The sequence below is a fragment of the Dyella kyungheensis genome (assembly GCF_049913195.1).
Classification (GTDB): domain Bacteria; phylum Pseudomonadota; class Gammaproteobacteria; order Xanthomonadales; family Rhodanobacteraceae; genus Dyella; species Dyella kyungheensis.
The window spans coordinates 659,395-673,300 of the sequence record NZ_CP183983.1 but is presented as its reverse complement, the minus strand read 5'-3'; the positions used below and the strand labels follow the sequence as shown (position 1 = coordinate 673,300).

13 protein-coding genes are annotated in these 13,906 nt (G+C 66.7%); 10 read left to right on the top strand and 3 right to left on the bottom strand.

What is annotated here, in order from left to right; translation table 11 throughout:
* Positions 1–130: 130 nt before the first annotated feature.
* The 7 genes from ACN9MB_RS02815 (at position 131) to ACN9MB_RS02785 (ending at position 8,449) form a co-directional block, all read left to right on the top strand.
* Complete coding sequence (locus tag ACN9MB_RS02815) at positions 131–349, top strand: hypothetical protein (protein ID WP_204636720.1); 219 nt, start codon at positions 131–133, stop codon at positions 347–349.
* 182 nt (positions 350–531) lie between these two features.
* Entirely contained in the window at positions 532–1,704 is a 1,173-nt protein-coding gene (locus ACN9MB_RS02810; protein WP_426270715.1) for an FAD-dependent oxidoreductase, read from the top strand.
* Between the two features lie 118 nt (positions 1,705–1,822).
* Positions 1,823–3,778 (top strand): serine hydrolase domain-containing protein, encoded by a 1,956-nt coding sequence (locus ACN9MB_RS02805; protein ID WP_426270714.1) that lies wholly within the window; start codon positions 1,823–1,825, stop codon positions 3,776–3,778.
* A 58-nt stretch (positions 3,779–3,836) separates the two neighbouring features.
* Positions 3,837–6,032 (top strand): DNA helicase II, encoded by a 2,196-nt coding sequence (gene uvrD / locus ACN9MB_RS02800; RefSeq protein ID WP_204636723.1) that lies wholly within the window; start codon positions 3,837–3,839, stop codon positions 6,030–6,032.
* Positions 6,033–6,036: 4 nt separating this feature from the next.
* Positions 6,037–6,606, top strand: coding sequence for an FUSC family protein (locus tag ACN9MB_RS02795; protein WP_426270713.1), 570 nt, complete (start codon positions 6,037–6,039; stop codon positions 6,604–6,606).
* A 100-nt stretch (positions 6,607–6,706) separates the two neighbouring features.
* The gene (locus tag ACN9MB_RS02790; RefSeq protein WP_204636725.1) at positions 6,707–7,063 is read left to right on the top strand and encodes a hypothetical protein; all 357 of its coding nucleotides are present in this window, start codon (positions 6,707–6,709) and stop codon (positions 7,061–7,063) included.
* A gap of 138 nt (positions 7,064–7,201) precedes the next feature.
* Positions 7,202–8,449, top strand: a complete 1,248-nt coding sequence (locus ACN9MB_RS02785; protein ID WP_426270712.1) for a J domain-containing protein — start codon at positions 7,202–7,204, stop codon at positions 8,447–8,449.
* Between the two features lie 25 nt (positions 8,450–8,474).
* Here ACN9MB_RS02785 and ACN9MB_RS02780 read toward each other — a convergent pair whose 3' ends face one another.
* The 3 genes from ACN9MB_RS02780 to ACN9MB_RS02770 form a co-directional block, all read right to left on the bottom strand.
* Positions 8,475–9,731: a heme biosynthesis protein HemY gene (locus tag ACN9MB_RS02780; protein ID WP_426270711.1), complete on the bottom strand. Its 1,257-nt coding sequence runs from the start codon at positions 9,729–9,731 to the stop codon at positions 8,475–8,477.
* Positions 9,728–10,828: a uroporphyrinogen-III C-methyltransferase gene (locus tag ACN9MB_RS02775; protein WP_204636728.1), complete on the bottom strand. Its 1,101-nt coding sequence runs from the start codon at positions 10,826–10,828 to the stop codon at positions 9,728–9,730. Before ACN9MB_RS02775 ends, ACN9MB_RS02780 begins: the two co-directional genes overlap by 4 nt.
* Positions 10,829–10,906: 78 nt before the next feature.
* Positions 10,907–11,674 (bottom strand): uroporphyrinogen-III synthase, encoded by a 768-nt coding sequence (locus tag ACN9MB_RS02770; protein WP_426270710.1) that lies wholly within the window; start codon positions 11,672–11,674, stop codon positions 10,907–10,909.
* A gap of 105 nt (positions 11,675–11,779) precedes the next feature.
* Between ACN9MB_RS02770 and ACN9MB_RS02765 the strand changes: the two genes are divergently transcribed.
* The 3 genes from ACN9MB_RS02765 (at position 11,780) to ACN9MB_RS02755 (ending at position 13,882) form a co-directional block, all read left to right on the top strand.
* A complete protein-coding gene (locus tag ACN9MB_RS02765; RefSeq protein WP_204636730.1) occupies positions 11,780–12,262 on the top strand; it encodes a YiiD C-terminal domain-containing protein in 483 nt (160 codons plus the stop codon).
* 51 nt (positions 12,263–12,313) lie between these two features.
* Positions 12,314–12,730, top strand: a complete 417-nt coding sequence (locus tag ACN9MB_RS02760; RefSeq protein WP_426270709.1) for a hypothetical protein — start codon at positions 12,314–12,316, stop codon at positions 12,728–12,730.
* Positions 12,731–13,429: 699 nt separating this feature from the next.
* Entirely contained in the window at positions 13,430–13,882 is a 453-nt protein-coding gene (locus ACN9MB_RS02755) for a rhodanese-like domain-containing protein (protein ID WP_204636732.1), read from the top strand.
* Positions 13,883–13,906 lie beyond the last annotated feature (24 nt).

The following is a 13,906-nucleotide window of genomic DNA, read 5'->3' as shown; positions in this document are numbered from 1 at the left end:
TACGCCGCCGTCGACTTTTCTCTTTCCCTCTGCTCCTATGGTGGCGCGTCAACGACTTGGCACGTTTTCACAACGGCGTGACGCGCTCTGGCGATTCTTCAGCCCGTTCACCTTTTCCAAGGAGCTTTCCATGCGTGCAGTGCTGATCATTCTCGGCGTTCTCCTGCTGGCCGGCGGCATCTATGTCCTCGCGGGTCATGGCAGCTACCAGACCACCGACACCCTCGTTCAGATCGGCTCGGCCAAGGTCAGCGCCACGCATGACAAGGCGCTGCCGCAGTGGGTGGGTATTGCAGGGATCGTGGTGGGTGCGTTGCTGGCGATTGGCGGGTTCCTCAAGAAGGGCTGATGCCCTAGCCCGTCATTCCGGCGCAGGCCGGAATCCAGTTGCGATGCATTGGGCTTTCGCAAGCGCCACCAAAAGGCGTTATCGCTCTCGCGAAGACCGCAACTTGCCGCTACTGGATTCCGGCCTGCGCCGGAATGACGAGCGTGTAGGATGTGGCGTCTCCACATTCCCGAGAGCGCTTGATGGAACGACGCCAATTCCTGCGCCAGGCCAGCGCCACGCTGGCGGTGGCTTCGACCGCGGGACTGGCCGCCTGTACTGCCCCGGCCGTGAAACCGGACCCGGCTTCAACGACCGGTTCGACATCGCTGGCGCCGATCCGCGCCAGCACCGACCGCATCACCGGTGTCTACGTCTGCACGCGTCCATTCCGAGCGGCAGGCCCGCGCATCGAACTGGAAAAGTTCGGCAAGAAAACCGTCGTGCACAACTACGGCCATGGCGGCAGCGGCTGGTCGCTGTCGTGGGGCTCGGGCACGCTGGCCTTGCAGATGGTGCAGGCCACGGGCGCACGCGAACTGGGCGTGATCGGCTGCGGCGCGATCGGGCTCACCACCGCCCTGCTCGCACAGCAGGCCGGCCTGTCCACCCGCATCTACGCCAAGGCACTGCCGCCGGATGTGTTCTCCATGCGCGCCTCCGGCTTGTGGACGCCGGACTCGCGCATCTGCGACGCCGCGCACGCGCCTGCGTTGGCGGATCGATGGGAAATGATGACGCGTCTTTCCTACGCGCGTTACCAGAGCCTGCTCGGCCTGCCGGGCCAGCCGGTCGAATGGATCGACGGCTATTCGTTGGCCGACGCGCCGTTCGGCAAATTCCACGGCGACGTGCCCGATGAGCCGGAGTACGGCGACTTCGCCAACCGCGTGCGCGACCTCACGCCGCGTTCGGTGGAATTGTCGCCGGGCAATCATCCGTTCCCGGAACCGTACGTGCGCCGCTACACCACGCTGATGTTCAACCTCAGCAGCTACGCCCATTTCCTGATGAACGAATACCTCGCTGCGGGCGGCAAGATCGAGCTGCGCGAATTCACCCATGCCGATCAGTTGCAACAGCTGCCCGAACAGACCCTGGTCAATGCAACCGGTTACGGTGCCCGCGCGCTGTTCAACGACGACTCGGTGATTCCTGTGCGCGGCCAAACTGCCCGGCTAATTCCGCAGCCCGAGGTCAGATACGGCCTGCGTACGCAAAACCTCAGCGTGGTACCGCGCAGCGACGGCATCATGGTGCAGGTGATCGGCGACACGGGCAATTTCAACAACCCCGACCTCACGCCGCAGCGCGACGTCTCCGAGGCCGCCGTACGCGAACTGGCGAGCGTCGTCGCGCAGATGAAACACGGCTGAGCACACACTCGCAGCTGAAAACTGCCTGACGCGACTTGACGCCGCGCCCATGCCACCCCGCCGGCGGCAGTGCATACTTGCGCTTCATCCCCGCTGCGCCCGCTTCAAGGAGTCCTGCATGCTCGCCATCGCGTCCACCGTGATGAGGCGGTTTTCCCGGCGCAGACATGCGGTGGCCCTTGCCCTGATGCTGTTGCCGGCGGCCCTGTGGGCACAGGCACCGATCCAGATCACGCCCTTGCCGGAGGCCAGGCACGCCACCGTGACGCCATTGGGCGCGTCGGATCTCGACGCGCGCGACCTGCAGCCCTGGCTCGATGCGCAGATGAGCGGCGTGATGCAGCAAGGCGCGGCGACCGGTGCCGTGGTCGTGGTGGTGAAGGACGGCGAGCTGATTTACGCCAAGGGCTACGGCTACGCCGACGCCGAGGCGAAGAAGCCGGTCGATCCGGCCACCACGATGTTCCGCGCCGCCTCCGTCTCCAAGCTGTTCACCTGGACGGCGGTGATGCAACTGGTCGAGAAGCACAAGCTCGATCTGGATGCGGATATCAACCGCTATCTCGACTTCATCGTGCCGGCGCGCGAGGGCAAGCCGGTCACCATGCGCGATCTGATGACGCACAGCGCCGGCTTCGAGGAAGTGCGCAAGGACCGCTACTCGGTCAATCCCGCATCGCTGATGCGCTACGACGTCTGGTTGAAGCAGTGGGTGCCAAAGCGCATCTATCCGATCGGCGAAGTCCCTGCGTATTCGACCTATGGCACGGCATTGGCCGGCTATATCGTGCAGCGCGTATCCGGGCAACCGTTCGACGACTACATGGAACGGCACATCCTGGAGCCGCTGGAGATGAAGCACGCGAGCTTCCGCGAGCCGCTGCCCGCATCGCTGCAGCCGGACATGGCGCTCAACTACGGTAAGCCGGGTGCGGCAGCGCGCCCATTCGACCTGCGCACCGCCGTGCCCGCGGGCGCGCTCTCGGTCAGCGGCGAGGACATGGCGCGCTTCATGGTCGCGCACCTGCAGTTCGGCCGCTCGGGCAATGCGCAGTTGCTCGAACAGGCGACCGTGCAACAGATGCAGAGCTACCAGCGTGCGGCGATCCCCGGCCTGCCAGGCATGGCGCTGGGCTTCGTGCATCTGGATCGCGGCGACCAGGTCATCCTTGGCCACGGCGGCGATCTGGATGGGTTCCACAACTTGCTCGCGCTGTTTCCGGATCATCACACCGGCATCTTCATCGCCACGGTCGGTGGCCGTGGCGGCGCGTTGCTGAGGCCGCTGGTGGATCGTTTTTCCGACCGCTATTTCCCGCCGCTGCCGCAGCTGAAACTGCCCACGCTGGGCACGGACAAGCAGCATGCCGCGCAACTGGCGGGCCGCTACTCGTCCAGCGTTACGTCGCGAAGCAACGTGCTCGCGCTGCGCGATCTGTTCCAGCAATCCACCATCAGCGTGGCGGCCGACGGCTCGCTGCTCGCGCCCATGTTCGGCACCGCGCACTGGCGTGAGGTGAAGCCCTACCTGTGGGTGGACGATGCCACCGGCCGTCGCCTCGGCGCCGTCGTGCGCGATGGCAAGGTAAGCATGCTGTCCATCAATGCCGTGTCGCCCGTGCAGGTATTCCTGCCTGCCACCGGCTGGCCACCCCAGCGCGTGATGGAAGTACTGACGGCGATCCTCGCCGTGTTCGCGCTGATCGCCCTGTCATGGCCGATCGCGGCGCTGCTGAGCCGTCGCCAAGTGTCGACCATCACCGACCGGGATCTGCGCTGGTATCGGCTGAGCCGGCTCACGGCCATCGCCTACCTGCTGTTCGCGGGTGGCTGGGCCCTGATGCTGCCGCGGCTGGGCTCCTCGGCGCTCGACACGCGCCTGCGCCTGCTGCAACTGATCGGCGTGCTGGCCGTACTGGGTACGCTGGCGGTGGCCGTGGAAACCTGGCGCGCCTGGCGTCATCAGGGCAGCGGATGGCGCCGGATCAGCGGCGCGGTCCTGCTGCTGGCCTGCCTTGCGGCCATCGGCTTCATCGTGCACTGGCACCTGCTGAGCCCGGGTCTCAACTACTGAGGCCCGTGGATTTCATGCTGACGGGACCCGCGTTGCCCTGCCCGGTACAATAGGCAAGATGGATGTCTCCCACCTGATCGACAAGCTCAACGACGCGCAGCGCGAAGCCGTTTGCGCGCCTCCTGGCAACTACCTCGTGCTCGCCGGCGCCGGTTCCGGCAAGACGCGCGTGCTCACCCACCGCATCGGCTGGCTGACCCAGGTCGAAGGCATCTCGCCATGGGCGATCCTGGCCGTCACCTTCACCAACAAGGCGGCCGGCGAAATGCGCGCGCGCCTGGACCAGCTGATTCCCGGCGGCACGCAAGGCCTCACCGTGGGTACCTTCCACGGCATCGCGCATCGGCTGCTGCGCCGTCATTGGCGCGAGGCGGGTCTGCCGGAAGGTTTCCAGATCCTCGACGCCGACGACCAGCAGCGCATCGTCAAGCGCGTGGTCACGGGGCTCGGGCTGGATGAAGCGCGCTTTCCGCCGCGCCAGGCCACCTGGCAGATCAACCAATGGAAGGACGAAGGCAAACGCGCCGACACCATCGAGCATCGCGATCATCCGATGACGCGCACGCTGGTGCAGATCTACCAGGCCTACGAAGACGCCTGCCGCCGCGCCGGGCTGGTCGATTTCGCCGAGCTGCTGCTGCGTGCGCACGAATTGTGGCTGCACAACCCGGCCATTCTCGAACACTACCGCGACCGCTGGCGCTACCTGCTGATCGACGAATTCCAGGACACCAACACGCTGCAGTACGCGTGGATCCGCGTGCTCGCTGGGCAGACCGGCCAGGTCTTCGTGGTGGGCGACGACGACCAGGCGATCTACGGCTGGCGCGGCGCGAAAGTGGAGAACGTGCAGCAGTTCCTGCGCGATTTCCCCGGCTCCAAGACCATCAAGCTGGAACAGAACTACCGCTCCACCTCCACCATCCTCAAAGCCGCCAACAGCGTGATCGCCCGCAACGGCGGCCGCCTCGGCAAACAGCTGTGGACGGACGGCGGCGAAGGCGAGCGCATTGCGCTGTACTCGGCCTATAACGAGCAGGACGAAGCGCGCTTCGTGATCGAGCGCATCCGCGAATACGTCGCCGAGCATGGCCAGGCGCGCGACTGCGCGATCCTCTATCGCTCCAATGCACAGTCGCGCAACTTCGAAGAGCAGCTGATGCAGCGGGACATCCGCTTCCGCGTCTACGGCGGCCAGCGCTTCTTCGATCGCGCGGAAGTGAAGGACGCCCTCGCCTATCTGCGCTTGTCTTCCAACCGCCAGGACGATGCCGCGTTCGAGCGCGCGGTGAACACGCCGCCGCGCGGCATCGGCGATCGCACGCTGGACGTGCTGCGCCGCCGTGCGCGCACCGAACGCAGCTCGATGTGGGAAGCCTCGCTCAGCGAACTCAGCAGCGGCAGCGAACTGGCAGGCCGCGCGAAGAACGCGGTGAAGGCCTTCCTCTCGATGATCGAGGACATGGCGCGTGCGTTTGCCGGCGCCGGTGCGGGCGACGCGCTCGCCCTGGCCGAACAGATCGACCACGCCATCACCCACACCGGCCTGCGCGACTTCTACGAGAAGGACAGCCGCGGCAACGCCGAATCGCGGGTGGAAAACCTGGACGAACTGGTCAACGTGGCCAGCCGTTTCGAGCTGACTCCGGATGACGAAGAAGCGGGCCTCAGCGAGCTGGCGGCCTTCCTCTCGCACGCCGCGCTGGAAGCGGGCGAAGGCCAGGGCGAAGCGTGGGACGACTGCGTGCAGCTGATGACGCTGCACTCGGCCAAGGGCCTGGAATTCCCGGTGGTGTTCCTGGTCGGCATGGAAGAAGGCCTGTTTCCCAGCCAGCGTTCGGTGGAAGACGAAGGCCGTCTCGAAGAAGAACGCCGCCTCGCCTATGTGGGCATCACGCGTGCACGCGAGCGGCTGTTCATCACCTACGCCGAATCGCGCCGCATGCACGGCGTGGAAATGCTCGCGCGCCCATCGCGCTTCCTGGCGGAAATTCCGCCTGAACTGATCGACGAAGTCCGGCCGCGCGTGCAGGTGAGCCGTCCACTTTACGGCGCGCGCCCCAACAGCGGTTCGCGCTCGCTGGAAGAAAGCATGCCGCTGACGCTCGGCCAGCTGGTGAGCCATCCCAGCTTCGGCGAAGGCATCGTGGTGAGCGCGGAAGGCAGCGGCGCGCATATGCGCATCCAGGTCAATTTCGCCAGCAGCGGCAGCAAGTGGCTGGTCTATGCGTATGCCAACCTGACCCCCTTGTAGCCCCATGAGCGACCAGCCCTCCCTGCGCGAAAACCTGCGGCGCCTGGTCGACGTCCAGCAAGGGATGGCCTTCCTCTATCGGCACCTGCCGTGGACGCATCGCCTGATGCAGGGCCTGTGGTTCGCGCTGCAGGCGTTGCTGGCCGCGAGCGTCGCCTATGGACTCGGTCTGCTGCTGCATACCCAGCAGGCCTTCTGGGCGGCCATCACCGCCATCGCGGTGACCCAGCAGACCTACCTGGATACCCGCTCGTCCTCGCGCGATCAGCTGATCGGCGCATTGGTGGGCGGCGTCGCAGGTTTCGGTACCACGCTGTTGCTGGGTGAGCAATACAGTGCGTACGCCGTGGCAATCGTGGTCGCCATCACCGGCTGCTGGCTGTTGGGCGTGGGCAGCGCGGGACGGCTGAGCGGCACCACCACCACCATCATCATGCTGGTGCCACATACGGGATCGTTCTGGCTGATTGCGCTCACGCGCGTGGGCGAAGTGGCGCTGGGCATCGTCTGCTCGCTGGCGGTGGTGATGCTGGCCGAACGCGTGCAGCGTCGATGGGTGCACCCGGGCGATTGAGTCGCCTTATGATCTGGCCGATGAACGCAGGAAGGTTCGATGGGAACCGCCGGCCCGCGCGGGCGCTCCCTCTTTCAAGGCATTCGACCCAGGCCACGCCATGACGCCCGAGATCTCCGAGAGCAGCTCCGAACGCCAGCGCGCGCGCCTGGACCACGACATCTGCGTGCACATCTTCACCGCCTCGGCCGCGATGGTCGGCGTATGCCTCACCGTGATCGGCATCCTTCGCGTGGTGATTTCACTGCGCAAGGAAGACCTGCTCGGCGACGACCTGCTGGCCGTCAACTCCATGCTCTACCTGTCCTCGTGCCTGCTCTCGTACTGGGCACTGCGCACGCGCAGCCGGGGCCGCAACCATCGGCTGGAACGGATCGCCGACGCGATCTTCCTGGTAGCGCTGGTGTTCACCGCGATCAACGCCGGCTTCATCACCTGGGCAATCTCGGCCAGTTAGCCGACGTGACAGGCCATGGCCGGCGCGCCATGATCTTGCCCGCCGTCAGGGGGAATGACGGAGAAGCCATAGCGACCTTGCAGGGCCATGGGGTCCCGCGACATGGCACCCGACTTTCGGCCGGACATTCCAACGCCTATGCAGACACCGTGGTTCCTGGATCACCTCGGCCTCACCACCTCGGCCGACGCCGCTGAGATCAAACGCGCTTACGCTGCGCGTCTGAAGCAGGTCGATCAGTCGACTGACATCGACGGGTTCATGCGCCTGCGCGAGGCGTACGCCGCCGCCACCGCATGGTGTCGCGCTGCCAACGACGGCACAGCCGCGGGGCCTGCGACGATCCCGGTCGCGCCGCCATCGACCCAGCTGCCGCCCTTTTCGACGGCAGCTGCCGCGACCGAAGTTCCGCTGCCCGATCCGCATGCACCGGTGAACGTGGCGACTCGCGCCTTGCAGCAGTTGGAGCAACGGCTGATCGATGGCGAGCCACCCGGTGTGGTGTTCAGCGAACAATTGATCGGCCTGCAAGGCGAACACCTGCAGGTCACCGCCATCTTCGAAGCCATGCTGATCGACGGGCTTGCCGCGATGCGCCTGCCGCAACGGCTCGCGCTGTTCGGCGCCGCCTGCGACCAGCTCGGTTGGAACGATGTCGTCCATGTGCAGCAAATGGGCGCGCGCGGAGGTTGGGTTCGTGCGGTGCAGGAAGAAGAGATTGCATGGAAGCGCACGGCCGCAACCACCGGCTGCCACGATCTGTTCGATCGCCTTGGCGGCGCGCCGAAGCTCGACCGCACCGACCTTGCGCCCTCGCATTTCACGCGTGACGCCACCCTGCGCTGGCCGGACATGCAGCAGTTGCTGAAGAGCTATCCGCACTACCTCGCGCTGCGCGTCGAGCGCTCGGCGCTGACGGCCTGGGAACAGGCATTCGCGGCACTACCGCCACGAGACAAGGCGATGGCGGAGTCGTTCTCCAACCTGCCTTCGCCTGCAGCGTATCGGCAGGCGGCTCCGCCACGTACGCGCACAAACCATGGCGGCAGGTTGGGCGCTGTGGTCGGCATCATCGGGGTGTTCAACCTGTTAAGCCATGCGTTCAACAGTGAGTCGCACCCACCGATACCCCCTGCATCGGTGCCCGCGGTCACCGCGCCACTGGTGTCTCGCCCTTCCTTCACGTTGCCCGAGCACGTCGCCATCACCCCAGGCAATTGCGAGCGCATCGAGCATGCCGTGCACGAGCCGGATTGGAGGCCACCGCTGGATCCAGCCCAGTTGCATCGCCTGCGTGATGCCACCTTGTCCTGCCTGCGGGGCGGCAGGTGGCCTCATTGGCGCATGGCCGATCCCCAACTGGCGCAGTTGGGGATCCAGACCTGAAAACCTCAGGTAGCTTGCCGTGCGCTTATTCGGGCAAGCGCGGCACACCATGCTCGCTGCGTTCTTCCACCGCGATGGGACGCGTATCCAGGCGCGTCGAGCGTGCGCTCTGCGGCAGCGGATCGACGGCCTCGCCGCGCGCCAGTGCCAGCGCGTTGCGGTAACAACGCTGGGCCAGCGCGGCATCGTCCTGGCCGGCGTGCACGTCGCCGAGCGCTTCCCATGCGCCGCTGCTGGGCACCAGCGCCAGCGAACGTTCCAGGTACTGCGTGGCCTTGCCCCACAAACCCTGGCGCGCGCACATGCGGCCCAGCGTGAGCAGTAGCGCGGCATCGTTGGGATGTGCATCGAGCCACGATTCGGCGCGACGCAGGCGCGCTTCGATATCGTCGCCGCCCAGCGAAGCATAGGTTTCGATCAGCAGCGGCGACCATTCGCGACGCAGCGCCGATTCCACTTCGTCCATCGCCGGCAGCACCATGCCGAAGGCGGCGGCCTGACGCGCGTACGCATCGATGGCGGCCGGTACGCGCCGCTGCGTCTTGGGCAACTGCGACCACAGGGTATTGAGTGCGGCGGCATCCGGCGCACAGCGCAGCGAGGCGGCCAGCACCTGCCCTTCCAGCACGCCAAAGGCCTTGGTACCCAACGCTCCGCTCTTCTGCAGCGGTTCGAGCGCCTGCCGTGCGCGACGCGTATCGCCGCTGGCGAGTGCGGCCAGGGCGAGTTCGCGCCAGCCGCCCGGCGTGAGGTTGCCGGCGTCCGCATCGGCGGCGAGCAGATTCACCGCTTCGAGCGGCCGTCCTTCGCGCCGCAGCACGCGGGCACGCAGCACACGCGCCGCACGAGGCGCTACCTGGGCCGCCTCGTCGAGCGTGGCCAGTGCGCGGTTGTTTTCGCCGCGACGCGAGGCGGCCTCAGCGGCGGCAAGCAAGGACGGACCCCGCAGCACATCGAGGCGCGACGCGCGATGCAGATCGCGCTCGGCATCGACGTGGCGACCTTCCATCAGCGCCAGCAGGCCTTCGCTCATTTTCTTGCGACTGAGCCGGCGATGGCGGCGCGTGAACGCACCGAACGGCCAGCGCACGGCAAACCACACCGCGCCGAGCACTGCCCAGGCAAGCAGCAGCAAGACGACGGCGGCGACCACCGTGGTCTCGGCCTGCCAGCCACGCAACTGCACCAGCACATAGCCGGGATCCTCGGCCACCCAATGCCAGCCGAACGCAGCCAGTGCCGCCACGATCACCAGCAACAGCAACCAACGCCACAACTTCATGGCTTGGCTCCGGCCGAGCTGGTGGCCGCGGGCTTGAGCGCATGCACGGCGCGCAAGTTGCGCAGCTCACTGAGCGCCGCACCCAGCTGTACCGCCGCGCCGGGCGGCTGTGCGATCAGCGTGGCCAGTTGCGTGCGTGCCTGTTGCACCGATGCGGCGTTGCCGTCGAACTGCGCCACGATGCCGGCGTCGGCACGCTTGAGCGCGGCGATGTAGGCGTCGCGATCGGAGGCCAGCAGCGCCGCCTGCGCCTGGGCCAGGTCGATCGAAGCCAGCTCGCGCGCAAAGCGCGCATCCGCCACGGACAACGGCGCGCCGTTCGTGCGCTGCACTTTCACCACGTCGTTGAGCGCGCTCATGACGCGCGACCAGCCACCGGTCGAGGCGCTGGAAGCGGCGCTATCCAATGGCTTGAGCGGAAGCTCCAGGGTCGATGCGCGCAGATTGCTCAGGGTTGTCAATGCGGTATCGAGATTGACCGTCTGCGTCTTGCTCAGCGCTTCGCGTTCCGCGCCGATGCTCTGGCGAAGGCCGGAGAAGGCGCCGTCGTTCACCGCGGCGAGGGTCTGATCGGCGAGTGCGTAGGCAGCCAGCGCGCCCTGCGCATCGTGGAACAGGTCGTAGCGTTCCTTGGCCATGCGCAGCAGCGATTCGGTTTCGTCCAGCAACATGGCGTCATGCCCGGACAGCGTTTTTTCCGAGAGCTTGGCTACCGCGTCTTCGAGATTGCGGGTGCGTTCGGCCTGGCTCAGCAATTCCTCGCGCAGGGAACGGTTCACCTGATCGGCGTCGCCCAGGCGCTGACGCAACAGATTGCGTTCGCTGTCGCTGGCGCCAAAGGCGCTTTCCAGCGTGTCGACGCGTTGCTTGAGCCCGCTGAGCGCGGCGTTGCCGGCCGCATTGCCGCGCTCCTGTTGCCACTGGCGCCAGCCCACGTAGCCAGCGCCGCCGATGGCCACCAGCGAGAGCAGCAGCGCCACGGCCAGGGTGCCGCTGCCGCGTCGTGCCGGTGGCGTGGCACGCGGAGCGCGCGAAGGAGTCTCGGAACGCGCGCCCGCAGGCGCGCCGCTATCAAGGAAGGAGTCGTCTTGGCTCATGCGCGACATGCTAACAGCCCACGCCGGGGGACTCGCATCAAGCGGGCGTGAAGGCGCGGCTTGTCCGTAGGAAAACGGCTAAGGGCGCGCCGCAGCCGCGAGTAGATTTTCAGACAGCGCCGATGCCGCCACCCGTACGCGTTTGAAACCGGCGCCCTGCGCGGCTTCGGCGAGCCGCTCGCTGCTGACCACGGCCACAGCCGCGCAGAGCCGTGCGAATGCATCGGCCGGCAACCCCTGCCTGAGATTGTCGAGTGCCTCCGCACTGGAGAGCAGCACGCGCGCCTCTGCCGGCAGTTGCCGGATCTGCTCGAGCTGGCGGCGCTGCCAACGCGGCGTGCCGCGGCGATAGACATGCACCTCGCGAAGCTGCGCGCCGCGTGCGACGAGCTCGCTGCGCAGCACGCCGCGACCGCCCGGGGCACCGACCAGGGCGACGCGGCGTCCGCCCAGTTCGCTGAGCGCGGCTTGATCCAGCAGCCCTTCGCTGTCCTGCCGCTGCACCGGGGCGACCGCCTGAAGACCGTGACGCGCCAGCGCGCGCGCCGTGCCCTGGCCCACCGCGAACACCGTGGCCTGCGTTCGCAAGGATGCGAGCCGTGCGGCAAAGCGCACCGCGGCGGGGCTGGTGAAGATCAGCAACTCGTCGCCCAGCGCCGCGCGCAACGAGGCGGCGGTGTCCGGCCCTTCGCTGGCGCGCAACGACAGTCCCGGCAACAGCAGCGGCACCCCGCCCAGCCTGCGCACGCGCCGGGCCAGCGGCGAGCCCGTGCCGGCGGGGCGGGTGATGACCACGGTGCGTCCGTCCAGCGCAGGCACGGCAGAGGTCGGGGATCGCGCGGTCATGGACTCTCCGGAGGCATGTCCGCGAGTGTAGCGGCCGCCGCCCTATCGGTCCTGTCCGGCCAGGGTGCGTAAACTACGCCTTCCCCCTCGGCTACCCCCGCGACGATGAGCAACACCGAACGACACACCCACGCACGCAAGCTGGTCGCTTTCATGCGCGACGAAATCCCGCTGGCGCACACCATGGACCTGAGCCTGCAGGCGTGCGACGAACAACACCTTGCCCTGGCCGCTCCGCTTGGCCCCAACATCAACGACAAGGGCTGCGCCTTCGGCGGCAGCCTGGTCAGCGTGATGACGCTCAACGGCTGGGGCCTGGTCGAACTGGAGCTGCGCCTGCGCGGCCTGGCCTGCGACGTGTTCGTGGGCGAATCCACGGTGCGCTACCTGGAGCCGGTGTGGGAAGACTTCACCAGCGAAGCCCGGCTGGCGGCGAGTGCGGACTGGGTCACCTTTTTCGACACCCTGGCCGCCCGCGGCCGCGCCCGCATCGAAGTGATGTGCAGCGTGCCTGGCACGGGCGTCAAGCCTGCGGCCACGCTGGAGGCCCGTTTCGTGGCCAAAATGCGCTCCCCCGACGCCGTATGAAATGCGCTACCGCTTGGGCACAATGCAGGCCTCGCCCCAGGGGATAACCACATGCGCCGCATCCTGATCCCGCTCGTCATGGTGTCCATGCTTGCGCTCGGTGGTTGTGCCACCGACAAACGCAAGGATGACCTCACCACCACGCTCAACGCCTACGCCAGCGAAGTGCGCTGGGGCGATTTCAACGGCGCACTGAACTTCATCGATCCCAAGGAACGCGAGGCTCACCCGATCCCCGCGTTGGAGATGGCGCGCTATCAGCAATACAAGGTAAGCGAGTACGACGAGGGCAACGGACCCACGCCCAACGGCGAGTTCGAAGTGAAGCAGGTGGTAAAGATCAACCTGGTCAACGTGCACACCCAGCAGGAGCGCACGGTGACCGATCACCAGACCTGGCGCTACAACCAGGAGAGCAAGCACTGGTATCTGGAATCGGGACTGCCGGATATCAGCGGCAACCCGTAATTGCCGGAGCCGCTTGGGAAGTTCGTTTTCTCCGCAAACGCGGAGAAAGTGTTTTGCGCGGCCTTCCCCACCGCTGCCCCCCGCGCTTGTCTGTGGGAGCGCACCCTGTGCGCGACCGCCACGCTGGGATGTACCGCTCCGTAGGTTTGTCGCGCACAGGGTGCGCTCCCACAGTAGATCTGTAACTCTTGGCTGTAGCTCTTGGCTCTAGCTTCGCTTCGGCTCTTGGCTCCAGCTCTTGGCTCTCAGGGGTCCCCGTATGACGCGGCGGGTGGGTGGAGGAAAGCCCGCAGGGTGGCCCGCATGGATGCGGGCCAGTTTTTCGCCAGGGCAGGATGCCCTGGCGAAAAACCCCGCAACCCACCCGCGCACCTGGAGGGCCGCAGGCCCGGAAGGCGCGTCATCCGGGGGGCCCTTCTCTTTGGTTACTTTCTCTTGGGCAAGCAAGAGAAAGTAACCCGGGCCGCGGCAGCGGCACGGAAGCCCGCGGCAGGCGAGCAAGCTGGCGTCAACCCGACAACCAAACACCGAATGCTCTGGATGACCAGCCATTCGGCTGTTGAAAAGCGTTTCCTGCCTTCGCAAACATGCCCCCCGCGCCGGCCTGGAAGGCAGAAAAGCCAACCACCCCGCCACCCCGTATAATCCCCCGTTCTGTTCACCCCGCGCGGCCCCGCCGCGCCAGCGGAAGCCCCAAGAATGAGCGATGTCCTGCACAAGCTGCCCGAGTTCATCGGCAACCACCTCGCGCTCGCCGCGCTGTTCATCGTCCTGCTGCTGGGACTGATCGGCACGCAGTTGCTCGTGTTGCTGCGCAAGTACAAGGAGCTGACGCCGGCAGGCCTCACCCTGCTGATCAATCGCGAAGGTCCGCTGCTGATCGATCTCTCCGCCCTGGCCGACTACGAGAAGGCCCACGTGCCGGGTTCGCGCCATGTCGCCATGAGCCAGTTCGATCCCGAGCACAAGGACATCGCCAAGGCCAAGGACGTGCCGGTGGTGGTGATCGACAAGGACGGCCGTGGCGCCAGCGACAAAGCGGCGCAACGCCTGGTCAAGGCCGGTTTCAGCAAGGTCTATACCCTGGGCGGCGGCGTGATCGGCTGGCAGCAGGCACAGCTGCCGGTGGCCAAGGGCAAGAATCCGGGTTGAGGGTTTCACCTCGGCGAGGGCGCC

Excerpts from the sequence above, each read along its gene's own strand:
- ACN9MB_RS02815 (WP_204636720.1), top strand. The coding sequence starts at position 131 with ATGCGTGCAGTGCTGATCATTCTCGGCGTTCTCCTGCTGGCCGGCGGC.
- ACN9MB_RS02810 (WP_426270715.1), top strand. The coding sequence starts at position 532 with ATGGAACGACGCCAATTCCTGCGCCAGGCCAGCGCCACGCTGGCGGTG.
- ACN9MB_RS02805 (WP_426270714.1), top strand. The coding sequence starts at position 1,823 with ATGCTCGCCATCGCGTCCACCGTGATGAGGCGGTTTTCCCGGCGCAGA.
- uvrD (WP_204636723.1), top strand. The coding sequence starts at position 3,837 with ATGGATGTCTCCCACCTGATCGACAAGCTCAACGACGCGCAGCGCGAA.
- ACN9MB_RS02795 (WP_426270713.1), top strand. The coding sequence starts at position 6,037 with ATGAGCGACCAGCCCTCCCTGCGCGAAAACCTGCGGCGCCTGGTCGAC.
- ACN9MB_RS02790 (WP_204636725.1), top strand. The coding sequence starts at position 6,707 with ATGACGCCCGAGATCTCCGAGAGCAGCTCCGAACGCCAGCGCGCGCGC.
- ACN9MB_RS02785 (WP_426270712.1), top strand. The coding sequence starts at position 7,202 with ATGCAGACACCGTGGTTCCTGGATCACCTCGGCCTCACCACCTCGGCC.
- ACN9MB_RS02780 (WP_426270711.1), bottom strand. The coding sequence starts at position 9,731 with ATGAAGTTGTGGCGTTGGTTGCTGTTGCTGGTGATCGTGGCGGCACTG.
- ACN9MB_RS02775 (WP_204636728.1), bottom strand. The coding sequence starts at position 10,828 with ATGAGCCAAGACGACTCCTTCCTTGATAGCGGCGCGCCTGCGGGCGCG.
- ACN9MB_RS02770 (WP_426270710.1), bottom strand. The coding sequence starts at position 11,674 with ATGACCGCGCGATCCCCGACCTCTGCCGTGCCTGCGCTGGACGGACGC.
- ACN9MB_RS02765 (WP_204636730.1), top strand. The coding sequence starts at position 11,780 with ATGAGCAACACCGAACGACACACCCACGCACGCAAGCTGGTCGCTTTC.
- ACN9MB_RS02760 (WP_426270709.1), top strand. The coding sequence starts at position 12,314 with ATGCGCCGCATCCTGATCCCGCTCGTCATGGTGTCCATGCTTGCGCTC.
- ACN9MB_RS02755 (WP_204636732.1), top strand. The coding sequence starts at position 13,430 with ATGAGCGATGTCCTGCACAAGCTGCCCGAGTTCATCGGCAACCACCTC.